This window comes from Bacillus sp. SORGH_AS_0510, from assembly GCF_030818775.1.
Lineage (GTDB): Bacteria > Bacillota > Bacilli > Bacillales > Cytobacillaceae > Neobacillus.
In genome coordinates, this window is sequence record NZ_JAUTAU010000001.1 from 1435275 (window position 1) to 1458100 (window position 22826).

Genomic DNA, 22826 nt, shown 5'->3' on the forward strand with positions numbered 1-22826 from the left:
TTTTTATATAAAACTAGAAGGAAGGTGTAGTTGAGGGGTGAACTATTCACTTGAAGCAATTGATAGCCCGAAGAATAGTCATATATTGTTTACGATAGCCATCTTTTGCATGGCTATTTTGCTTCATCAGTCTCAAGTGATATTCGGTATAAATATTTCATTTGCAGATTTGTTTTGCATCCTCATATTTACTGTCTTAGTTTTACATAATCGATTGTCGATTCCCATAATTCCGGTTATCTATTTTGTTGTCGTTTCTATTGTTGTACTTATTACATCAGTATTTTTTATACCTTTAAAATTAATGTATACACCAGATCCTATGGGAATTTTTAGTGATTACTCTAAATTGGTCGCAATATTAGTCTACTTTATTTTTGGTTATAATTTGTCTAGAAACGATCTAATGGAAGATGTTGTAAAATGGTACTCTTACTTTGGCATTTTCATAGGCGGATTAGGAGTTGTATTCACGACACTGAATATTCATGTTTTTTCAGATATATTGTTCTATGGTGGTGTCAGATATAGGGGGTTAATGATAGATCCCAATTATTTTTCTGTCTTGCAGATCACGGCACTAGTTTATTTAACAAGAGAAAAATCCATTAAAATGAGATATAAATGGGCTGCAGGTTTCATTGTGGCATTAGCTGTCCTAATATCCGGATCAAAAACAGGCATTATTACTTTTACTGGCTATATGTTTTTTAGATTTATCGAATATGTTTTTACACAAAGGAAACACGCACTTGCTGTGGTTGGACAGTTATTTGGTGTTGTTCTATTAATTGCTGTTGTCCCACTTATCTTTAGTTACTTGCATAATTTAGTAGGCATCTTAAGTGCAAGCATACCATCATTTTCTAGAGTTGAGCTTTTATTTACAAATTTTAGCGGGGCATTCTCGGAAAATGGTTCTGGACGGAATGTTACATGGAAAGTCGCTGTACAAATTATACAATTTTCTCCCATACTTGGAGTTGGGATTGGGACCTACAGGCATATTGCAATTGAAATGTTTCATGAAAGTGATATCTCTCATAATACCTTTTTACAGCTTTCTGCTGAGTGGGGAATCCCCTTAGCCTTTCTATTCTTTAGTTATGTTCTTTTTATGCTTGGAAAAGCCACCATTAAGATCAATACGGCAGAATATGATAGGAACTTGATCTTAAGGGATATTATCATCATCCTTTTAATTGGCTCAATGGCAATTTCATTAAACAATGCCCGGATCCTTTGGTTGGTATTTGGAGCACTTGGCGCTTCTTTAGATATGAAACAAATTTGGCAAAAGACGGGGGAAAAACATGCTAAAAAAGATGTACCTGTATCTTAAAAGAAAGACGGCAATAATTGAGGGGTTTTATAGACATACAAAATATATGTGTGAAGGGACATACATATATGATAACTCTATTAAATATCTAATTAGAAATGATTCATTCACGAAGAATAGAGCCTTTCAAATCTTCCAAAATAATTATTATCAGCCTTCTATTAAATTTTATATATTTTTATTAAGAAATACACTATTTAGAAAAAAGGTATCAATTAGTGAACAACCAGAAAAAAGTATGGATTTTTCAGGATCTATATATAGGCCAGTAAGAAGCTCAAATGGCTACAATGACAGTAAAATTTTTGACATATCTAGAAATAAAGTCCTTTCCATCTTCTCAAACAAACAAGAATATCAATCTGTTCTCAATAATTATTATCGGTTTAACCAGTTTTTTCCAATGCCTAAGATATTACATTCTGATTCTGAAAAACTCCTTATTATGGAGGAGATGGTTAATTTTACACAAAACCATGCTTGGGTTGAAGAAGACTACTTGTTTGTAATGGAAGATGTTTTTCAACGGAATATTACCTATTTTAAAGATTGTATAGACAAGGGAATTCACTCATTTACCAGTCCACAAAAATTATTACATTCAAGGGCTACAAAGCCAAATATCAAAATTATTAAGGATTTAATTAGCCCAGTATTGTGGTCAGTTCAATTTCCGTGCATACAGTTGCATGGTGATCTATGGACAGCAAATACCTTACTAGTAAAGGGAGATACGCGCCACACTTGTTTTATAGATTGGGAATATTCGAGAGAATATCTATTTTTCTATGATGTATTTAATCTGATGTGGCTTGAAGTATATGTGAATAATAATCATCTTTATTTTCAAAAGTATATTGATGGTGATTACGACCATTATTTTGAGATATTGTTTTCCTTCATTAATTTAAAGTTTGATGAAAAATTAAGACTGGATTATTTTATGATTTATTTCCTCAATTTCTTTACAGAACGTGTCGTTTATCTCAATAGGACAGATCAACAGCATTTCACCCAACAATGTAAAAGATTAATCGAAAGGATGAAGCTAAAGGAAAAAAAACAGGAGAGAAAATTAATGACAGTATAATGAATAGGATTAGTGGGCGGTGAACATGAAAAAAACAGTTGCTATTTTAATGCTAGTAACCATTGTTTCAAAAATTCTAGGATTTGTAAGAGATATTGTATTATCTTATTTTTATGGTGCCTCATCAATCAGTGATGTTTATTTAATTTCCTTGACAATACCTATTGTTATATTTTCCTTTATCGGAAAAGGGATATCTGTTGGTTTTATTCCTATGTATACCCGAATTGAAAGTAGTGATGGAACAGAACGAGCGAATAATTATGCCAATAATGTAATTAACTTTGTATTTCTAATATGTACGATTATTTTTATTGGTGGAATGATTTTTACAGAGTCTATTGTCAAATTATTTGCTTCTGGATTTAAAGGAGAAACATTAGAATTAACAGTGAAATTTACAAAAATCACCTTAATAGGAGTTTATTTTTCTGGATTAAATTATGTTTTTTTAGCCTATCTCCAAATAAAAGGTTTATTTATTATTCCTACACTTATGGGACTACCGGCGAATGTAATTATGGTAGCTTCAATATATGCTAGTTCGCGCGAGGGGAGCTATACATTATTAGCCGTGGGAAGTCTAATAGCAATCTTCTCCCAATTTTTACTTCTGTTTATTTTTAGTTATAAAAGTAACTATAGATATAAACCAAGATTGAACTTTAAAGATGAAAATATTAAGAAAATGGCCATCCTCGCATTACCAGCAATTTTAGGCACTTCTGTTATACAAATCAATTTATTAATTGATCGTACATTAGCTTCCAAAATCGCTCCAGGTGGAATTGCCGCATTAAATTATGCAAGTACATTAAGTGTTGTTATTATTGGAATTTTTGTATTATCTATTAGTTCTGTGCTATACCCAAAATTATCTAAATTATCTGCAGAAAATAATATTTCAGAGCTGAAAACAGTATTATCAGGGGCAATTAGTGCTGTTAATATCCTTGTATTGCCTGCAGTTGTTGGATGTATGATTTTTGCAAGACCAATCGTTGAGTTTTTATATGGTAGAGGGAGTTTTGACCATGAGGCACTGAGAATGACATCTAGTGCGCTGTTTTATTTTTCGATAGGTATTGTTGGTTTAAGTCATAGAGAAACATTAGCAAATACCTTTTATTCTCTTCAGGATACCAGAACTCCTATGATAAATGCTGCCATTGCTATGGTTTTAAATATTATTCTTAATTTAATATTGTCCAAGTATTTAGGAATTGGGGGCCTAGCCCTTGCTACCAGTATCTCAACCATATTTTGTACACTACTATTATTGTTCAATCTTAGGAAAAGAATAGGGAGTCTAGGTCTAACCAAAGTGTCATTTTCTTTTATAAAAATATTAATCGCATCATTAGCAATGGGGGGATTAAGTAAATTTATTTATCATTTACTACTTAATAAGTTTAGTCTTGATGTCTCCCTAATACTCTCTGTAGCAGTGGGTGCCACAGTATATTTTATAATCATCTTTTTATTGAGAATTCAGGAAGTACAAATGATTTTCAAGGAATTAAAAGAGAAGTTTAGACCAATAAAAGAAACCGAAGCAGCTAAATAATAAATTAGAGTGGCATGTGCAGAGGAAGGACAAATATTTGCTGAAAAGAGGAGTCAAATGGTGAAAATTTTATATGTTGCCACGATTTCCAATATGATTAATGCGTTTTTAATTCCACATATCAAAGCCTTAGTCGAGCAAGGGAATGAGGTGGGAATTGCATTTAATCAGGATAAAGAGATTAGTCCGGAATTAATCAAACTAGGATGTAAAACTCATCATGTTAAATTTCAACGGAACCCATTTAACAAGAATAACATTTTGGCGTTTCAAGAAATAAAAAAAATAATCTCTATAGAGGGGTATAAATTAGTCCACGTACATGCACCGGTTGCTTCATTAATAACACGTTGGGCATGTAAAAATATGAAAGAAGTCACTATGCTTTATACTGCACATGGGTTTCACTTTTTTAACGGAGCTCCGAAGATGAATTGGATGATCTATTATACGCTAGAAAAGATTGCTGCAAAATGGACAGATGGAATTATAACCATGAACGATGAAGATTTTTTCTCAGCAAAAAAACTAAAATTACGAAGACGAAATTCTGTTTATAAAGTACACGGTGTTGGCCTCAATTTGAATAGATTTAAGCCGCATACGCCTCAAGAAAAAAACGAATTACGAAGAGAATATGATTTTAATTTAGAAGATTTTATCATTATTAATGTTGGAGAACTATGTTATAGAAAGCACCAAGATTTATTAATAGAGGCAGTTAGCCATGTAAGTAAGAAGATAAAAAATATTAGACTATTACTTGTTGGCGAAGGTGATCAATTACATTTCTATAAACAGTTAGTTCAAAAACTAGATGTGGAAAAAAATGTAGAATTTTTAGGGTTTCGCCAAGATATTCATAGGCTAATGGCAATGTCAGATCTTGCTGTTTCGACATCAAGGCAGGAAGGGCTCCCAGTTAATGTTATGGAGGCGATGGCTGCAGGATTACCAGTAATCGTGACAGACTGCAGAGGAAATAGAGACTTAATTTCAAATGGTGAAAATGGGCTTGTGGTCGATGGTAATGATGCGTTAGCATGTGCGAATGCGATTGAGGAACTTTGTCTTTCAAGAAAATTAAGAGATAAATTTGCCGAGAAAAATAAGGAACTTATTCAAAGATATTCACTTGAACATGTTATGGAGGAAATGAAACATATATACTCGAATATAATCTAATTTTGTACAGTGGAGTAAGGGTAATTCATTACCGTTATTTTTTTGGTATGACGTTCATTATAATGAATGTTTTGTTTGTTTTCATATAAATGGAAAACTATAAGGAGTGATATTAAATGAATACTTCTCCACGAACTGCTTATATTTTACAAATCCATAAAAATCCTGAGCAAGTGAATAAGTTTATTGAACAACTGATTTCAGAGGACCAAGCTGATATATTTATTCATATTGATAAGCGGAATTTTGAAGAGGTGAGTAAAAAAATTATCTCAAGGCCAAATGTTAAAGTTTTGCAAGAAAGTATCATTTGTGAATGGGGGCATATAAGCCAAGTTGAAACGACCGTCCTATTGTTAAGGACAGTATTAGCTACCAATAATAAGTATGATTTTGTTTGCTTAAGAAGTGGTCAAGATTTACTTGTAAAAAATGGATTTAAAGATTTTTTGTTGAAAAATAGTAAAACCATATTCATGGATTTTATGAATATTTCATGGAAAAATGAAGGGGCAATGAGAATCAATTGGCCGAAAATCACAAGGAGAAGGTATACTACAGCACATCCATATAGAATGTACAGAAGAACAATCAAAGCTTTATATGATAAAGGAATCAATTTATTTCCTAATACAAATTATTGGCCTAAGGAATACTCTTTTTATTGCGGCTCACAATGGTTTACCATACCCACTTCTGTTGCAAGTTATATCGTTGAATTTTTAGATAGTAATACATGGTACCTCCAATATTTTAAGAATACTTATACCCCTGATGAATGGTTTTTCCATACCTTGATTATGAATTCACACTTTAAATATGATGTTGCGAATAATAATTTATTGTATTTAAGAATGGGAGAAACACTTAGTGAAAGAAATTCTCCAGTATATCTAACTAGTAAGGATATTGGCTTAATAGAGAATTCAAATCATTATTTTGCAAGGAAGTTTGACGAAACTATTGATCGTTCCGTTATTGAATATTTTGTTAATAAGGTTAGCTTTGCTAAAGGAAAAGCAGACAGTCTAAATCAAGCCTATTAATATGTGTTTGAGAAAATGGGAGGCTTAATATGTTAAGTTTGAATTATAAGAGAAGTATTTTCCAAATTTGTGAAGAGATTGGTACTGGAACTATTGGTACACAAAAGATGAAACCGGATATAATCATCCGTTTTGAGCTTTTGTTTTCTCCACTTGAGAATTCTAAACTAAATAAAAAAAAGTTTTCATTCCGACTTTTAATTCCTAATTACTTGATTGATTTGGAAGAAGATGAAAATCTGATTTATAGCAAAATACACAAAAATACCAGGTATAAAATTAACAGAGCTATGAATAGAGACGAATTGCTTTACTTTGAACGATCCAATCCATCAGATACTGAGATTGAGGAATTCAAACTGTTTTTTAACCCATTTGCGAAAGAAAGAAACATTCGGTCATGTGATGAAAATAAACTCAAGGCATTGAGAGACCAAGGGGCATTAATCATTTCATTTATTACTGATAAGAATGGTAACGTCCTTTGCTATCATGTTTATCAGAAAGAGGAACAACAAGGGTATTTAATCTACTCTGCTTCAACACGTTATAATATCGAGGATTCAGGTTTTCGTAACTTAATAGGAAGAGCCAATAGATATTTACACTGGAAAGATATCCTGAGTTTTAAAGAAAAAGGATGTAAGTGGTATAACTTTGGTGGAAAAATATTAAATAAAGAGGACAATGAGGGGCAAAACGTAAATCAATTCAAACTAGAATTCGGACCAGTTACTGGTTTTGATTCAAGGATCTTTTACTCTAATAGCCTTTTAGGGAAGGTAGGACTTATTCCATTATTTATAAAATGGAGAAATAGTTCTGAATATAAATTCAGCAAAAACTTTGGGTCAGTGAAAAATATGAACTACAAATATGATAGTCATGAATGTTAGAGGTGGAAACATGGACTTAGCATATGAACAGATGGAAGGCTTAAACGCAGAGTTTGGGTCTTCTTTTTTCTTATTAGATGTAAATAAATTGAAAAGAAATTACCAAAAGATAGACCATGCATTTAGAAGTAGATATCAGAATTTTATTATTGGATATTCGTATAAAACAAACTATTTACCTTACTTATGTAAAGAGTTGGACCAACTAGGGGCATATGCTGAAGTGGTCTCAAGATTGGAGTATGACTTAGCGGTAAAAATAGGGGTGAATCCACAAAATATTATTTTTAATGGACCATTGAAAATGTCTGAAGATATTGAAACAGCTTTAGAAAATGAAAGTACCTTAAACCTGGATTCATTCTATGAAATAGAGTATGTAAAGAACTATTGCTTAAAGAACAAACTCAAGCCGGTAAAAGTAGGTTTACGTGTGAATTTTGATCTTTCAAGTAATGGTGAAAGTCCACTACAGGAAGGTTACGAGGTCAGTAGATTTGGATTCTGTGTTTCAAATGGGAGCTTTCATTCTGCTGTACAAAGGCTTAAGGAATGTGAAAATATCCAAATCGTAGGATTACATGGACATTTCTCTACGAGAGAAAGAAAAGTGGAGACCTATGGGACAATTACGAGGAAACTATGTGAACTGGCAAAGCAATATATCCCCGATTCAGTGGAGTATATTGACATAGGAGGAGGCATCTATGGAGAACTTCCAGCATCCTTTAAATTGAAAGCTCCTAGTTTTGAGGATTATGCTGAAACGGTTTGTCATATTATGAACATTGAATTTGAAGAGCAAGGAAGAAAACCATATTTAATAGTAGAACCCGGCATCTCAATGGTAGCCAATGCATTTACCTTTATCTCAAAAGTAATAGAGACGAAAAAGGTACAAGACAAATATTTTGTACTTATTGATGGCAGTGTCCACAACGTTAAACCTACCATGCATAAACGAAATCTTCCTATGCGTTTAGTGTTCCAACATCCTGATAGTACCCCCCATGCAACTTATAATATAGTCGGTTATACCTGCATGGAGAAGGATTATTTGGGATATGAACTAGTTGGGCAATTACCAATCAAAGATGATTATGTTATTTTCGAGAATGTGGGTGCATATACCATTGTTTTTAATCCGCCATTTATAAAAGAAAGACCGGGAATTGTGGCCTTTGAAAATGAAGAATTCTATATCATTCGTAAAAAGGAAAGCATGAAAGAATTTTTTAATGAAGATCTTTATGTATTTAAAAAACCAAGGACTGAGGTGCCAAAATGAATATATTACTATGCAGTGCTGGTAGAAGAGTTAAATTGGTCAAATATTTTAAGGAAGAGTTGCAGAAGAGAGGGGGAAAGGTGGTAGCAGCAGATTGTGATTCATCAGCACCGGCCTTGTACCTTGCTGACAAAGCAGAGATCGTTCCCCGCATTACCGATCCAGAGTATATCTCGCACATCAAACAAATTTGCAAAAAGCACAATATTCATGGAGTGTTAAGTCTGATTGATCCTGAATTAAGCCTTCTAGCTGAACATATTGACGAGTTTGAAAAAGAGAATATAAAAGTAATTGTTTCAAACAAAGATGTGATAAACATTTGTTTTGATAAATTCCTAACCTATACATTTCTAACATCACACCACCTTCCTGCAATCCCCACATATATAAAGATGGAGGATATCATTGCTGACATCGAAAAGAATGAACTTCAATTTCCATTAATACTTAAACCAAGAAAAGGAAGTGCAAGTCTAGGAATCTCTATTATTCACTCGACAGAGGAGCTATACGCTCTATGGAAAGAAACGGATGAATGGATTGCTCAGCCATTTATCCAAGGAACGGAATATGGTGTTGATTGCTATGTAGATCTTGTAAATGATAAAACCACCAATATTTTTTGCAAAAAGAAAATAAAAATGAGGGCAGGAGAAACCGACAAATCTATATCCGTTCATGATCCAGCACTAATACATCTTATTGAACAGGTATTAAGTAAGCTAAATGCAATCGGACCTGTAGATATTGATTGTTTTAAAACAGAGCGTGGATACATCATTTCAGAAGTAAACCCCAGGTTTGGAGGGGGATATTTACATGCACACGAAGAAGGGCAAAACTTTGTTATAAATATACTTACCAATTTAGCGGGTGTTCCTAATCAAGTAGATATTGGGAATTATTCGAATGGGTCTGTCATGATCAAGTTTGATGATGTCCTGATTTTAAAAGGAATAGATCAAATCCTAAACGACCAACAATTACACGAGTTAATATAAAGGCTGTGTTAAAGAATAGTGTTGATTTGTACACCCTGTTGATTGTAGCGGAAGGCACGAAGACTCCTGTGGGAGTATGGTTCAGGGGAGACCCCGCAGGCGTGAGCGCCGAGGAGGCTCGCCGAAACACCCACGAACCGCTCGTGCCTGGAGCGGAAATCAACAGGCTAGTTTAACAGAGTCTTATATAAAAAGGGGAGTATTATGTACGAGGTCATTTCTTATAATCAGAAGTCAGTTTGGGAAGAAAAGCTAAGGACTCTTTCCAACAAAGATATTTTTTATCACCACTCCTATTCAAATTTATATCAATGTATGGGGGACGGAGATCCTCATTTATTTTTCTATGAAGATGAGAGAGGAAATAAGGTAGGTTATGTTTTTCTAAAAAGGAAGATTAATGATTTACCATTTGCCAATGATTTGTTTGATGGGGAAGTATATGACATTATTACTCCATCATACGGTTATGGGGGGCCACTATATGACAGAGAAGATGAACAGATAGTTAAGCAATTTAGGGAAGAGTTTGAATCGTATTGTCAAATAGAGAATATTATTTGTGAATTTATTCGTTTCCACCCGTTATTACAGAATCAAGTATTCATGGGGGAGTCTGTAGAAGCATCTTTTGATCGAGAAACTATTTATATAGATTTAACAAAGAGCAAAGAAGAAATCTTTAATGAGCATCACAAAAACCATCAAAGAAACATTAAAAAGACAATAAAGAATGGTATGGAGTTTAAAATTTTTAAGAATGAAGACGCGCTTGAAGTAGTAGAGGATTTCTTTCAAGTATATAAAGAAACCATGGATAAACTAAATGCATCTACCTATTCATATTTTTCTACCCAATATATACAAGATTTATTATCTCAACTTAAGCATCATTCAATGGTTGGTGCTGTTTTTTATGAGAATCAAATGGTAGCAGCATCTGTATGTATGTACGAAGGGGACTCTCTGCATTACCATTTGGGCTGTTCACAAAAGCAATTTTTACACTTAGGTGTGAACAGTTATTTGCTTCACAAATTGGCTTTATGGGGAAAAGATGCAGGACTAGTAAAATTTCATTTGGGTGGTGGACATATAGGTAGAGATTCTTTATTCCAATTTAAATATCGATTTAATCCGAATGGTCTTCTGCCGTTTTATATTGGAAAGAAAATTCATCAACCATTTAAATATGACCAGTTGATCCAACAGTGGGAAAGATTTTATGGAGAACAAGCAAATGAACATTTTTTTCCAGTATATCGTTCCTTACCTCGAAAATCTGTATCCAACTTAACTTGAAAAATATCAGCCATCTGTCCGTAGACAAATGGCTGTAGCGTTTAAAAAATTACACATGCAAAAACTTCACACAAACCGGATAAGGCACCAAAATATCTGACTGAATCAACGTTAACCTGCCAGTCCCCTCATCCCGTGAATAAAGCACAAGATTCCCCGACTCTTGATTCGAAGCTACAACAAACTTCTCGCTCGGATCTAGAGCAAAATCCCTCGGCCAATCTCCTTCAGTAGGTACATGTTCAACAAAGCTTAACTCTCCAGTTTCTGGATTTACACTAAATACAGCGATACTGTTATGCCCGCGATTCCCCGCATAAACAAAACGTCCATCAGAAGAAATATGGATCGCACTGCCCTGATTATTCTCAGTAAAGCCTTCAGGAAGTGTGGAGATATACTGCTTTTCCGTAAAATGGCCATTTTTCTTCATGATAGGATAAGACAATGACTTCTGAACTAAACTCTGTCATTACATAAGCGATTGTTCCATTCGGATGAAACTCAAGATGTCTTGGACCACTTCCAGCTTTTAGTGGCAGCAGCTTTACTTTTGTTAGCGTTCCGTCACTGTTAACCGCATAAGTAATTAAGGCATCAATTCCTAGTTCCACTACAGCAAGATATTTTTCATCTGGAGTAAGCCCAGCATAGTGGGTATGCGGCTTTTCTTGTCTTGGATCCGGACCAGATCCTTCATGAATCATAATAGAAGCAGCAGGTAATATAGAACCATCCTCTATGTTAATTAAATGAGATTCTACCAATCCTTTATGGTAGTTTGCGCCAAACACAAAGCGATTCTGACTATCCACACTAACATGGCAAGGAGATGAACCAGGGGAAACATCTCTATTAATCGATGTTAATTCACCATTGTTTAGGATTGAGAAAGCCGCAAGGCCACCATTGTTTCCTTCTTTTACAACCGAATAAAGATAACGATTGTCGTTGCTAATATTTACATATGTAGGGTTTTCCAGCTCTGCCGCCACTTTTACATTTTCTATTTTTCCTTCATTCGTATTTAAGGTAAAGGAGTAGATTCCTTTGCTATCACCCTTCGTGTATGTGCCAATATACCCTAAATACTGATTCGTATTTGTCATTTTCTTTTCTCCTTAAGTAAAAAAATTAGTATCCTCTATTATAATATCCTATAATTATTTATAAAGTATTTTCTAATATATTTCATTTAAAGGAGTTTGAATATGGCAACAAAAAAGAAGGACACAAAAAATGATCCAAAATCATCTTCTAAGTTTGTTTTTTGGGTAGTAGGAATTGCCGCTGCCTTTATTCTAGGATTTATCTTTCTTGGAAACCATTCAAAACAAGATGAGTCTAAAACAAAAGAAGCCATTGATTATAGCAATCAGCCGTTTCTTGGAGACAAGTCTGCCCCTGTCTCTATTATTGAATTTGGGGATTACAAATGCCCAAATTGTAAGAACTTTACTGAACAGGTTGTGCCAATTATCCAAAAGGAACTTGTTGATAACGGTAAGGCAAAATTTTATTTCATGAATGATTCCTTTATCAATGTCGATTCCATTCGTTCTGCTAAATTTGCCGAATCTGTTTACCAGGAACTTGGAAACGATAAGTTTTGGAAATTCCATGATCTTCTATATAAGAAGCAGCCAGCCGAGCCTGAAAAAGAAAAGATGGATATCTTTACGGAGTCTTTCTTGACTGATACTTTAAAAGAAGTAGCCGACAGCAATGAGGTGGATAAAGTAGTTAAAAACTTCCGTGATAAGAAATCTGAGAATGCATGGAATAAGGATATGGATTACGCAGAAAAACTTGGTGTAACAGGAACACCTACTATTTTTGTTAATGGTAAGTTGTTTGAAGGACAAACAATCGATGACCTAATAAAAATGGTTGATGATGCCGCTAAGGGGAAATAAGATGAATAAATCTTTATTACTTTCATGGGTTGCTGCTCTTATTGCCACGCTTGGAAGCTTATATTTTAGTGAAGTGTTGCACTACATTCCGTGTACACTTTGCTGGTATCAAAGAATCTTTATGTATCCATTAGCGATTATCTTAGGAATAGCCGTTTACCGAAATGATATAGGAGTACATAAATATGTGCTGCCATTGTCTGTAGTCGGGATGCTGATCTCTGGCTATCATACCCTGTTGCAAAAGATTCCATATTTACAGCAGTTTGAAATGTGTACATCTGGTGTACCTTGCGCAAGAGATTACATCAATTGGCTTGGTTTTATTACCATTCCTTTATTAGCCTTTGTAGCGTTCACTATTATTACAGTGAGTTTAGTGTTATTGGCACAAAGCCAAAAAGAGCGGTAAAACCGAATGGTTTACCGCTCTTTTCTTGGTGTAGCTAATTATTAGTAAAGATATGCTGCACCAACGATAACTAAAAGGATGAATAACACAACGATTAGAGCAAAACCGTTGTTGTTGTGGTGTCTGCCGTCTGACATAGAGAATCACCTCCCCTGTTAAACTATTACAATGTATGCAGGTTGTATTAGATGTGAAAGGGACAAACGTTGATTAAAAAAGTGAAAAATAAAAAGGCTGACTCGAAGTGCAACCTACACGTGAGTCAGCCTTTTTTCACAATATATAATTATATTGTGAAAAACTATTTCGAGAATTGTCCAGTTCCAGCGCCTAGCCCCTCGGGTCAAATAACCTTCTGCAATAAACGTCAAAGAGCGACTTTTTTTGCAGAAGAACGTTTGTCTGTCGGGGCTGATCGAGGCGCTTCCACTTTTCTTATTGCATGGCATCATATACGGTTTTTGTTTGTTTGTTCACACCGTACCAACCCCAGGTTGCGGTATGTCCTTCGCCAGTTTGCGGGTTATCAACAACAAATTCATAGACATGAATAATGTAATCCCCATTATCTGCATCATGGTCATAAACCACTTTAATATTTTGTTCAGAAAGGTTAAGATGCTTTTTTACTAATTCCTCTGCTTGTTCATGGGTAAGTGGTTTGTTTGCTTCTTCCTGTTCTTTCTTAGCTTTTTCTTCTGCTTGTTTGGCTTCCTCTTGCTTCTGCTTTTCCACATCGGCAACTTTTTTCTTGTCAGCAGCCTCAGTCATAAGCTCGGAGGCATCTTTAGCCATCTTTTCAATGGATGAAATCTCAATAAATTGATTGGATTCGGCTACCTCTTTAAATACTGCTAGCGCTTGATCATATTGATCTTGTTCTAAAAGGGTCTTTCCTTTAATCATTTTTTCCTTCATTGAATCTGAAAGGGCTTTTGCCTGTTGGATTTCCTTTATAAGTGCATTGGCTTGTTTGCTGATCAGTTCCTTTGTGGCTTTCTTCTGAAGGAGTTTGTTTAAGTTATAAGTGGCTGCCTCAAAATCCCCTTTATGATAGAGAGTGACACTTTCCTGCATGCTTTTAGCCGCAGAAAGGAAATTTTTTGCTTCATCAGTTTCTTTTTCTTCTAATGCATTTTCAAATTTGTCTATCGCCTCAGTGTAGTTCCCTTTTTTCAATGCAGTCTTTCCTGCATCCAAGCTCTCAGTATAAGCTTTAGGCGTGCACGCAGTCAGGATCAAGACGGTTACTATTAAAAACATCCATTTTTTCATGGTTATTCCCCCCAGTTGCCATTCATTGTAATAAATTGTACAGTTTACGACAGATTCTGACAACAAGGAACAATAATAACAGAAAAAAGACACCTTGAAAGGTGTCCTTTGTTTTAAACTCGTTTACCAAGATAAGCAGTTAGCATCCAAACATGCTTTTCTAAACCTGAATGAATAGCTAGAAGCATATCTCCAGTTGTTTCATCATCTAATTCCTCTGCGGTGCTCATCCCTTCTTTTAACTCACCAATGACGATCGAGAAATCATTTATAAGAGATTGAACCATTTCAGATGCGGATTCCTTACCTGAGGCTTCCTCAACTGAAGCAAGCTCTAGGCACTCCTTCATTGTAGCAACAGGATTGCCGCCGATTGCTAGTAAGCGTTCTGCTAATTCATCGACGTGTAATCCAGCTTCATTATAGAATTCCTCGAATTTAGCGTGTAAGGTGAAGAACTGTTCTCCTTTTACATACCAATGATAGTTGTGTAATTTAATATACAAGACAGACCAATTGGCTATTTGTTTGTTAAGAACATCGACTAACTGATTTTTTTTCATTTAGTAAGCCTCCAATTCTATTTTCCCTTTTATAATACCCAAGTTTCCAGTGACATCTAACATGAAATTGAGGAATTTATTGTGAAAGTGGTGAAAACCAGTCATTGTGTTCTATTTTTTATGTTACAGGCTGAAACAAATTGTAATAAGTTGACCCGAAATATCCAGTAAAACCAATTTTAGGGTTAAAAATTAAGTGTGGTATAAAATTCCATTTAGTAGAGAAACAGCATTAGGTAGGGCATTGTTTTACTAGATATTGAGTTTCCACTTTTTGGACAATGAATAAGTATGTTACAACTGATAGCCTTAGGAGTAGAGAAACGACAGACAAACACGGGAGGTACTTACATGAAAAAACTTAAAAAAATAGTAATTGCAGCCGGGTTAATTTTATCCATGTCAGCCTTTACGTCTAATGTAAAAACAGAAGCGGCGACTACTACTCATAAAATTCAATATGGTGAAACATATTGGAAGATTGCAAAAGGTTTTGGTGTTCCTATTAATACTTTAATGGCTACAAATCATTCGAAGCCACTTTATGCTGGTCAAAACATGTTAATTCCTAATTCGCCAATTACACCAGCAGATAAAGAATTAATGGCACGTTTAGTCCATGCTGAAGCAGTAGGTGAACCATATGCCGGTAAAGTTGCTGTAGCGACAGTTATTTTAAATCGAGTAAAAAGCCCGGATTTCCCATCAACGGTGAAGAGTGTCATTTATCAAATTTCAAATGGCCATTATGCTTTCACTCCGGTAGCAAACGGCCAGATTAATCAGCCTGCGGATAATGCATCTAAGAGAGCGGTTAATGAAGCGATTGCATTAATGGGTAAAGGGAATGGATCCTTATTCTTCTATAATCCTAAAACTTCAACAAGCTCATGGATCACTTCACGCCAAGTAACGGTGACAATCGGAAATCACCGCTTTGCAAGATAATGCTTGACTAAAAAGCTAACCAATTTGGTTAGCTTTTTTTATTATGTGTAAAAATAAAGCATCTTATTTTTATCAAATGTCTTTAAGAAATGAGGTTTGCTGTGTTACGATAACGTATAAAAGCGGAATGGGAAATGAGGGAAGGGAAGTTGGTTAAAACAATATTATTTGACGTCGATGGTGTCTTGTTAAGTGAGGAACACTATTTTGATGCTTCAGCTTTGACGGTGTGGGAGATGCTAACTAGCAAAAATTATTTGGGTCTGTCTCCTGAAAAATTTAAAACAAACTATACTGCATCTGAAATAAAGGAAATAAGAGAACATGTTTTTGTAAATGACAAGGTCCTTAAATTTATGAAATCACGCGGCCTAAACGCCAACTGGGACATGATCTATTTGTCATTCAGCCATCAGCTAATTCACCTGCTGTCTCAAATCAAAGAGCATGAACTTGATCAAATCAAGAAATGGTGTCAGTCACCCATTACTCGTGAAACACTGCTGGAAATGGGCAAGGTCCTTAGTAATTATGAAGTGAAAACAAACTTCAGCTTATTTTTGGAGGATTTTAAGCGATCAGAGGCTACGAAGCAAGAGCTACTGGACTATTTAAATAAGCTTGCAAAGGAAAAGGTGGGAGTGGAAACTACAATTTTCCTAAAAGGTGAGCTATGGTCTGTTTGTGAACATGTTTCACAGGAATGGTATGTAGGAGATGAGCATGTGCTTGCTTCTACGGGAAGGCCCTCTGTCCAAATAGGGAAAAAGGGATTCCTTGCTAATGAAACAACATTAGCTTCTAAGGAGGAAATTAGTAAGCTGTTTCAGTATCTAACCACATCTGGATATACGATTGGGATAGGGACTGGAAGACCGGAATTAGAAACCATTCTGCCATTTCATCATTTAAATTGGTTACAGTATTTTGAGGAAAAACGGATTGTGACCGCTGATGAGGTGCTTAAGGCGGAACAGTTGCTTCCAGTAACAAAATCACTTTCAAAGCCTCATCCGTTTACATATATCATGGGTCTAAAAGGGAAAGATACACCTGCACTGGACTGTTTAAATACAGTTCTACCTATAGAAAATGGGGAAGAGGTATTAGTTGTCGGGGATTCGTTGGCAGACCTTCTGGCTGCCAGACAGTTGGGATGTCAATTTGCTGCAGTCCTAACAGGTCTCTCAGGAAAAGACGCAAGAAGTGAATTTGAAAAACAAGAAGCGGACTATATTTTAGATTCGGTGTTAGATATTAAAGGGATTTTAGAATAAAGAAGAGGGATTGCAGCCATGCAATCCCTTCTTTGTTATATCTTAGATGCTTTCCACTTTTTCAGGCTCTACCTGGCCTGGTTCAAAGGTATCCACTGTAGTTAACTCCAAGACTTGTGCTTCTTTTAATCCATCGATCAGCTTTAATACCCTGATTACATTTGGACTTAATGTTTTATCAAGAGTCAGTACCATGATGGCTTCTCCGCCTACTTCTGTCCGGCCCACTTGCATGGTACCAATGTTGATATTGTGGTCTCCTAATAATGAGCCCACTTTTCCAATCATACCTGGAACGTCACGGTGCTTAATATATAGGAGGTACTTTTCCGGTTTCACATCAATCCGGTATTGGTTAATTTTTAGAATTCTCGCACCATAGCCATTGAGAACCGTTGCTCCAATCTTCGCAGTATCATTTCCTTGTGATACGCTAAGCTCCATATAATTCGCAAACCCTTTGTTGGTTGCATTTTTTACTACATTATAGGAAACACCCTGTTCCTTTAGCAGGTGAAGAGCATTAATCAAGTTAACGGAGTCACTTAAATGGTATGATAAGATCCCCTTCAGTAAGGTCCGGGTGAGAAGCTCGGTATCTTCGTTCACCAAATCACCATAATAATTGATTTCAATTTTGGTTGGTGCTTGTTTGTTTAAAAGTTGGATGACAAGCTGCCCCATTTGGTCTCCAAGAAGTAAATATGGCTGCAGCTTTGCTTGTGTCTCCCCGGACATTTGCGGCATATTGACTGCGTGTTGAATGGATTGTGTTTCAAAAATGTCAATGATTTCTGCACTTACTTCTTGAGCTACTTTTTCCTGTGCTTCTACTGTAGAAGCACCAAGATGTGGTGTCACGATAATATTTGGATTTTCCAATAGCTCTGGATCGGCTACTGGCTCTTTTTCAAACACATCAAGCGCGGCTCCTGCTACATGGCCAGATTGAATGGCTCTAACTAGTGCCTTTTCATCAATAATGCCTCCGCGAGCACAGTTTACAAAGCGGACGCCTTTTTTGGTTTTGCTTAAGTACTCATCATTGATAATGCCTCTAGTATCGTTAGTTAGAGGGGTATGGATAGTAATAAAATCTGATTCCTGGGCAATTAAATCTAAACTTGCCTTTGTTATCCCCAGTTTCTGCGCCCGTTCCTCTGTCAGGTAAGGGTCGAAACCTAAAATGTTCATGCCAAAGCTCTTAGCTCTTTTGGCCACTTCTGTTCCGATTTTTCCCATCCCGATGACACCTAGTGTTTTCTTATAAAGTTCTACACCTTTAAAGGAGTTACGATCCCATTCGCCATTAGAGGTTTTTTTGTGGGCTTGGGGAATTTTTCTTGCTAATGAAAGCATCATCGCTAAAGTATGTTCGGTTGCTGCAATGGTATTGGCACCAGGTGCATTAATGACAATAATTCCTTTGCGTGTCGCTGCATTGACATCAATATTATCTACTCCAACACCTGCCCGAGCAATGACACGAAGCCGGGTAGCCGCTGCTAGAAGTTCATCAGTTACTTTTGTTTGGCTTCTCACAATCAGGGCGTCATAATTAGCGATAATTGTTTTTAGCTCTTCTACAGGAAGAGTGGGTTGTCGGTCGACAACGAAATTAGGATGCTCCAATAAACTTTTTAATCCCGTGTTGCTAATTCCATCTGTTACGAGTACTTTGTACATTTTCTCCAAGCCTCCTCAAATTTGGTTTTTCTTATATGCTTTGTAAAACTTGTCTGTTGATTTGCGCTCCAGCCACTTCGCTTTCCGTGGGCGTTTCGGCGAGCCTCCTCGGCGCAAGCGCCTGCGGGGTCTCCCCTGACCCGTACTCCCACAGGAGTCTTCGTGCCTTCCACTCCAATCAACAGGGTATAAAAACCAACAATGTTCTTTAACACACCCTTCTAATAAAAAACGTCCCTCATAACAGACAGATTTGTCTTGTTATGAGGGACGTATTGTCACGTGGTGCCACCCTCTTTTGCTGCATAAAAAGAAATTGCAGCCTCAAGAAATTAACGGTTTCTACCGGGCTAGCCTACTTATTTCAGCAGCCAGTTCAGAAGGGCTAGGCGTTTTAAGAAAGAGCACCGATTCACAGCGACCACCGGCTCTCTGAAGTCCTCTCTTAATGCCGTCTTCATCATTACTTTTTCAAATATAGAATATACTAACTTGATTGAAATTTCAAAATTTAAATGAATATAGGGATTATTCTACATCGATACCTTCAGCATTGTAAAGGGATAAAGAGGAAAAAAATTTGTCTTTTTAGCAGAAAGATTATAGAGTAAAAAAGTTATTCAATAGTGGCGCTATAGTAAGCGATTACATGGACTTTTGCACAAATAAATATATTGTAAAAAAATTCAGACAGTCATATAATGTCTACAACAGAAAAACATTTGTGCGTGGTATACGGACACATGTATAGGAGGCGAACACATGAAAGCAATCTCGATTGGATTATTAGGCTTAGGAACAGTGGGTTCTGGTGTAGTCAAAATCATTAAAAATCATCAAGATAAATTAATTCACCAAGTGGGATGTCCTGTTGTTATCAAAAAAATTCTTGTACAAGACCTACATAAAAGTAGACCTGTTGAAGTAGAAGCGCAAATGTTAACTTCAAGTGCTGATGATATTCTTTTGGACAATGACATTGATGTTGTCATCGAGGTAATGGGTGGAGTCCAAGAAACAAAAGATTATTTAATCACTGCTCTTCGTCAAGGAAAACATGTAGTGACAGCTAACAAAGATTTAATGGCCTTGCATGGTTCAGAACTGTTAACTGTTGCCTCCGAACACGGTTGTGATTTGTTTTATGAAGCAAGTGTGGCTGGAGGTATTCCTATTTTGCGAGGCCTCGCTGACGGCCTGGCATCTGACCGAATTACACAAATGATGGGGATCGTAAATGGTACCACTAACTATATTTTAACAAAAATGAGCAACGAAGGCTGCTCTTATGACGAAGTTCTTAAGGAAGCACAGGAGCTGGGTTTTGCAGAAGCTGATCCAACCTCAGACGTGGAAGGCTTAGACGCGGCTCGAAAAATGACCATTCTAGCTACATTGGGCTTCTCTATGCATATCGATTTAGAAGATGTAAAAGTAAGTGGAATTTCTAATGTAACAGAAGAAGACATTCGTTATGGCAAACAATTGGGTTATACAATGAAATTAATTGGCTTCGCACACCGTGAAGGAGAGAAAGTGGAAGTAAGTGTGGCACCAACTTTCTTGTCAGATAACCATCCGCTAGCCTCTGTGCAAAATGAATACAATGCGGTATATGTGTACGGTGAAGCGGTAGGAGAGACGATGTTTTATGGCCCTGGAGCAGGAAGTATGCCAACTGCTACAGCCGTTGTTTCTGACCTTGTGGGTGTGATCAAAAATTTAAGGCTTGGTGTGAATGGAAGAAGTGCTGTAACACCGCAATACCCTAAGAGATTAAAAGAGGATAATGAGAAATTTTCAAAGTATTTCTTAAGAATTCATGTTCAGGATGAGGTAGGTGTGTTTGCTGATATTACCTCTATTTTTGCAAAATATGGAGTAAGCTTTGAAAAAATCCTTCAACTACCAATTAAGAAGAATGAAACTTCGGAAATTGTTTTAGTGACACACAGAGCATCTGTCACCAATTACGATAAAATTTTACTAGAATTATATGATTTAGCTGCAGTAAAAGAAATTAAAAGCGCATATAAGGTTGTGAGGAAATCATTATGAGATGGCCAGGACTATTAGAAGCATATCAAGAATTTTTACCAATAAATAATGAAACTCCTAAACTAACATTAAATGAAGGGAACACACCTTTAATCAAGCTCGAACGGCTTTCTAAAGAATGGAATGTGGACCTTTATGTGAAGATGGAGGGGGCAAACCCAACCGGTTCATTTAAAGATAGAGGAATGGTAATGGCAGTTGCCAAAGCAGTGGAGGAAGGAAGCAAAACAGTAATCTGTGCCTCCACTGGTAACACTTCTGCTGCTGCAGCGGCATATGCAGCAAGAGCTGGTTTAAAGTGTATAATCGTTATTCCAGAAGGGAAGATTGCCTTAGGGAAGCTTGCACAAGCAATGATGTATGGTGCTGAAATCATCTCTATTGAGGGGAATTTTGATCAAGCATTGCAAATGGTCCGAAATATAAGCGAAGAAGAACCCATCACACTAGTAAATTCAGTAAATCCATTCCGACTCGAAGGGCAAAAAACGGCTGCATTTGAGGTATGTGAGCAGTTAGGGGAAGCTCCGGACATTTTAGCCATCCCAGTGGGAAATGCAGGAAACATTAGTGCCTATTGGAAAGGATTTAAGGAATTTGCTGATAAGAAGGGAACAGGATTGCCGCGAATGTTTGGTTATGAAGCAGCAGGTGCAGCTGCACTTGTGTATAACCGAGTATTTGAAAATCCAGAAACGATAGCAACAGCCATCCGAATCGGAAACCCGGCCAGCTGGGATTTAGCGGTTTCGGCTGTTCGTGAATCAGATGGGCAATTTGATGAAGTAAGTGATGAAGAAATCGTAGCTGCTTATAAAAAATTAGCTTCATCAGAAGGAGTTTTTGCAGAGCCTGCATCCTGTGCGTCGATTGCTGGCATTTATAAAAGTATCCAACAGGGTAAGGTGAAAAAGGGAACAAAAATTGTTGCGGTTCTTACTGGAAACGGATTGAAGGATCCAGATACGGCGATTGGCAACAGTCTTGTTAAGCCCGTACAGCTACCGAATGATGAAGCAGCGGTGAAAGGTCATATCAAAGGTGTTGTCCAACGTGACACATAATGAGCGATTAAGCATCAAAGTGCCAGCAAGTTCAGCAAACCTCGGACCAGGATTTGATTCCATTGGTTTGGCACTCAATCTCTATTTGACCTTAGAGATTGAGAAGCATGACAAATGGGAATGTCGATCTGAATGTGAAGAATTGAGGGATTTTCCATCTGATGAGAGTCATTTTATTTGCCAAGTAGCTATTAAAACCGCAGCGAATTATGGGGTGACGCTCCCACCATGCAAAATTAACATCCTGAGTGATATACCATTAGCACGAGGACTTGGCTCAAGTGCAGCGGCCATTGTTGCTGGTATTGAGCTGGCTGACTCGGTAGGAGAATTAGGATTGACTACCCAAGAGAAACTTCTCCTAGCTACTAAATGGGAAGGACATCCTGATAATGTGGGGGCATCCCTATTTGGTGGATTGGTGATTGGCTGCTATCGTCAAACTGAAGTGGATATGCTCTCATTTAGGGATCTTCCTTTCGAAATGGTAGCTATGATTCCATCAGAAATCTTACTGACGAAAGAATCTCGAGAAGTACTGCCTACAACTTATTCTCAGAACGAGGCAATCCAAGCTTCTTCCACGGCCAATTTATTAGTGGCAGCTCTATTAAGTCAAAACTGGACATTGGCGGGGAAAATGATGGAGAATGACTTATTTCATCAGCCCTATCGGAAACCGCTGATTCACTCCTATTTAGAAATGGAACAATTGGCCAAGGCTAGCGGTGCATTCGGAGTAGCCTTAAGCGGAGCTGGACCAACAGTGCTCTGTTTTATCAAAAAAGGTAAGGGGAAGCTGCTTATGCAAACAATGCAAGCTGAATTCCCAGAGATGAATGTAAAGGAATTGACCATATGTAATACGGGAAGCATTGTAAGTTCAGCAGGACTAGTGAAATAGTAG

General features: G+C 36.6%; 20 protein-coding genes, 1 pseudogene and 1 other annotated feature. Of the genes and pseudogenes, 16 read left to right on the forward strand and 5 right to left on the reverse strand.

Features of this window, described 5'->3' with window-relative positions; all coding sequences use genetic code 11:
* Positions 1–37 precede the first annotated feature (37 nt).
* The 9 genes from QE429_RS07255 (at position 38) to QE429_RS07295 (ending at position 10720) form a co-directional block, all read left to right on the forward strand.
* Positions 38–1342 (forward strand): O-antigen ligase family protein, encoded by a 1305-nt coding sequence (locus QE429_RS07255; RefSeq protein WP_307285771.1) that lies wholly within the window; start codon positions 38–40, stop codon positions 1340–1342.
* Positions 1314–2432, forward strand: a complete 1119-nt coding sequence (locus tag QE429_RS07260; protein WP_307285773.1) for a phosphotransferase — start codon at positions 1314–1316, stop codon at positions 2430–2432. The genes QE429_RS07255 and QE429_RS07260 overlap by 29 nt, the downstream gene beginning before the upstream one ends.
* A 25-nt stretch (positions 2433–2457) precedes the next feature.
* The gene (gene murJ / locus QE429_RS07265) at positions 2458–3999 is read left to right on the forward strand and encodes a murein biosynthesis integral membrane protein MurJ (RefSeq protein WP_307285776.1); all 1542 of its coding nucleotides are present in this window, start codon (positions 2458–2460) and stop codon (positions 3997–3999) included.
* Between the two features lie 57 nt (positions 4000–4056).
* Positions 4057–5184, forward strand: coding sequence for a glycosyltransferase family 4 protein (locus tag QE429_RS07270; RefSeq protein ID WP_307285778.1), 1128 nt, complete (start codon positions 4057–4059; stop codon positions 5182–5184).
* Between the two features lie 116 nt (positions 5185–5300).
* Complete coding sequence (locus QE429_RS07275) at positions 5301–6230, forward strand: beta-1,6-N-acetylglucosaminyltransferase (RefSeq protein WP_307285782.1); 930 nt, start codon at positions 5301–5303, stop codon at positions 6228–6230.
* Positions 6231–6259: 29 nt separating this feature from the next.
* Complete coding sequence (locus QE429_RS07280; protein WP_307285785.1) at positions 6260–7126, forward strand: hypothetical protein; 867 nt, start codon at positions 6260–6262, stop codon at positions 7124–7126.
* Between the two features lie 10 nt (positions 7127–7136).
* Complete coding sequence (locus QE429_RS07285) at positions 7137–8414, forward strand: type III PLP-dependent enzyme domain-containing protein (RefSeq protein ID WP_307285788.1); 1278 nt, start codon at positions 7137–7139, stop codon at positions 8412–8414.
* Positions 8411–9418, forward strand: a complete 1008-nt coding sequence (locus tag QE429_RS07290; RefSeq protein WP_307285790.1) for an ATP-grasp domain-containing protein — start codon at positions 8411–8413, stop codon at positions 9416–9418. Before QE429_RS07285 ends, QE429_RS07290 begins: the two co-directional genes overlap by 4 nt.
* Before the next feature lie 204 nt (positions 9419–9622).
* Entirely contained in the window at positions 9623–10720 is a 1098-nt protein-coding gene (locus QE429_RS07295; RefSeq protein WP_307285793.1) for a GNAT family N-acetyltransferase, read from the forward strand.
* A 49-nt stretch (positions 10721–10769) separates the two neighbouring features.
* On the opposite strand, the pseudogene QE429_RS07300 reads toward QE429_RS07295, so the two are convergent.
* A pseudogene (locus QE429_RS07300) lies at positions 10770–11829 on the reverse strand (lactonase family protein).
* A 102-nt stretch (positions 11830–11931) separates the two neighbouring features.
* On the opposite strand from QE429_RS07300, the gene QE429_RS07305 reads away from it, so the two are divergent.
* Both QE429_RS07305 and QE429_RS07310 read left to right on the forward strand, forming a co-directional pair.
* Positions 11932–12636 (forward strand): DsbA family protein, encoded by a 705-nt coding sequence (locus tag QE429_RS07305; protein WP_307285796.1) that lies wholly within the window; start codon positions 11932–11934, stop codon positions 12634–12636.
* A 1-nt stretch (position 12637) separates the two neighbouring features.
* Positions 12638–13048, forward strand: a complete 411-nt coding sequence (locus tag QE429_RS07310; protein WP_307285799.1) for a disulfide oxidoreductase — start codon at positions 12638–12640, stop codon at positions 13046–13048.
* Positions 13049–13089: 41 nt separating this feature from the next.
* Here the strand turns inward: QE429_RS07310 and QE429_RS07315 are convergent, their stop codons facing one another.
* From QE429_RS07315 to QE429_RS07325, 3 genes are all read right to left on the reverse strand, one after another.
* Entirely contained in the window at positions 13090–13185 is a 96-nt protein-coding gene (locus tag QE429_RS07315; RefSeq protein ID WP_307285802.1) for a YjcZ family sporulation protein, read from the reverse strand.
* Positions 13186–13483: 298 nt separating this feature from the next.
* Positions 13484–14323 (reverse strand): hypothetical protein, encoded by an 840-nt coding sequence (locus QE429_RS07320; RefSeq protein WP_307285805.1) that lies wholly within the window; start codon positions 14321–14323, stop codon positions 13484–13486.
* 113 nt (positions 14324–14436) lie between these two features.
* Positions 14437–14886, reverse strand: a complete 450-nt coding sequence (locus tag QE429_RS07325; protein WP_307285807.1) for a Dps family protein — start codon at positions 14884–14886, stop codon at positions 14437–14439.
* A gap of 351 nt (positions 14887–15237) precedes the next feature.
* Between QE429_RS07325 and QE429_RS07330 the strand changes: the two genes are divergently transcribed.
* Positions 15238–15834, forward strand: coding sequence for a cell wall hydrolase (locus QE429_RS07330; protein WP_307285809.1), 597 nt, complete (start codon positions 15238–15240; stop codon positions 15832–15834).
* A gap of 149 nt (positions 15835–15983) precedes the next feature.
* Positions 15984–17111, forward strand: coding sequence for an HAD family hydrolase (locus QE429_RS07335; RefSeq protein ID WP_307285811.1), 1128 nt, complete (start codon positions 15984–15986; stop codon positions 17109–17111).
* Between the two features lie 42 nt (positions 17112–17153).
* On the opposite strand, the gene serA is transcribed toward QE429_RS07335, so the two are convergent.
* Positions 17154–18797 carry a phosphoglycerate dehydrogenase gene (gene serA, locus QE429_RS07340; RefSeq protein ID WP_307285813.1) on the reverse strand — a complete coding sequence of 548 codons (1644 nt, stop codon included), beginning with the start codon at positions 18795–18797 and terminating at the stop codon, positions 17154–17156.
* A gap of 263 nt (positions 18798–19060) precedes the next feature.
* Positions 19061–19270: a binding site (T-box leader), on the reverse strand.
* Between the two features lie 289 nt (positions 19271–19559).
* Between serA and QE429_RS07345 the strand changes: the two genes are divergently transcribed.
* The 3 genes from QE429_RS07345 to thrB are packed head-to-tail and all read left to right on the forward strand — an operon-like array spanning position 19560 to position 22823.
* On the forward strand, positions 19560–20855 hold the full coding sequence (locus tag QE429_RS07345; protein ID WP_307285816.1) for a homoserine dehydrogenase: 1296 nt from the start codon (positions 19560–19562) through the stop codon (positions 20853–20855).
* Positions 20852–21919 carry a threonine synthase gene (gene thrC, locus QE429_RS07350; RefSeq protein WP_307285818.1) on the forward strand — a complete coding sequence of 356 codons (1068 nt, stop codon included), beginning with the start codon at positions 20852–20854 and terminating at the stop codon, positions 21917–21919. Before QE429_RS07345 ends, thrC begins: the two co-directional genes overlap by 4 nt.
* The gene (gene thrB / locus QE429_RS07355) at positions 21909–22823 is read left to right on the forward strand and encodes a homoserine kinase (RefSeq protein WP_307285820.1); all 915 of its coding nucleotides are present in this window, start codon (positions 21909–21911) and stop codon (positions 22821–22823) included. The genes thrC and thrB overlap by 11 nt, the downstream gene beginning before the upstream one ends.
* Positions 22824–22826 lie beyond the last annotated feature (3 nt).

What these genes read in the sequence shown, in the direction of transcription:
- QE429_RS07260 (WP_307285773.1), top strand. Translation starts at nt 1,314, where the DNA reads ATGCTAAAAAAGATGTACCTGTATCTTAAAAGAAAGACGGCAATAATT.
- murJ (WP_307285776.1), top strand. Translation starts at nt 2,458, where the DNA reads ATGAAAAAAACAGTTGCTATTTTAATGCTAGTAACCATTGTTTCAAAA.
- QE429_RS07270 (WP_307285778.1), top strand. Translation starts at nt 4,057, where the DNA reads ATGGTGAAAATTTTATATGTTGCCACGATTTCCAATATGATTAATGCG.
- QE429_RS07275 (WP_307285782.1), top strand. Translation starts at nt 5,301, where the DNA reads ATGAATACTTCTCCACGAACTGCTTATATTTTACAAATCCATAAAAAT.
- QE429_RS07280 (WP_307285785.1), top strand. Translation starts at nt 6,260, where the DNA reads ATGTTAAGTTTGAATTATAAGAGAAGTATTTTCCAAATTTGTGAAGAG.
- QE429_RS07285 (WP_307285788.1), top strand. Translation starts at nt 7,137, where the DNA reads ATGGACTTAGCATATGAACAGATGGAAGGCTTAAACGCAGAGTTTGGG.
- QE429_RS07290 (WP_307285790.1), top strand. Translation starts at nt 8,411, where the DNA reads ATGAATATATTACTATGCAGTGCTGGTAGAAGAGTTAAATTGGTCAAA.
- QE429_RS07295 (WP_307285793.1), top strand. Translation starts at nt 9,623, where the DNA reads ATGTACGAGGTCATTTCTTATAATCAGAAGTCAGTTTGGGAAGAAAAG.
- QE429_RS07305 (WP_307285796.1), top strand. Translation starts at nt 11,932, where the DNA reads ATGGCAACAAAAAAGAAGGACACAAAAAATGATCCAAAATCATCTTCT.
- QE429_RS07310 (WP_307285799.1), top strand. Translation starts at nt 12,638, where the DNA reads ATGAATAAATCTTTATTACTTTCATGGGTTGCTGCTCTTATTGCCACG.
- QE429_RS07315 (WP_307285802.1), bottom strand. Translation starts at nt 13,185, where the DNA reads ATGTCAGACGGCAGACACCACAACAACAACGGTTTTGCTCTAATCGTT.
- QE429_RS07320 (WP_307285805.1), bottom strand. Translation starts at nt 14,323, where the DNA reads ATGAAAAAATGGATGTTTTTAATAGTAACCGTCTTGATCCTGACTGCG.
- QE429_RS07325 (WP_307285807.1), bottom strand. Translation starts at nt 14,886, where the DNA reads ATGAAAAAAAATCAGTTAGTCGATGTTCTTAACAAACAAATAGCCAAT.
- QE429_RS07330 (WP_307285809.1), top strand. Translation starts at nt 15,238, where the DNA reads ATGAAAAAACTTAAAAAAATAGTAATTGCAGCCGGGTTAATTTTATCC.
- serA (WP_307285813.1), bottom strand. Translation starts at nt 18,797, where the DNA reads ATGTACAAAGTACTCGTAACAGATGGAATTAGCAACACGGGATTAAAA.
- QE429_RS07345 (WP_307285816.1), top strand. Translation starts at nt 19,560, where the DNA reads ATGAAAGCAATCTCGATTGGATTATTAGGCTTAGGAACAGTGGGTTCT.
- thrC (WP_307285818.1), top strand. Translation starts at nt 20,852, where the DNA reads ATGAGATGGCCAGGACTATTAGAAGCATATCAAGAATTTTTACCAATA.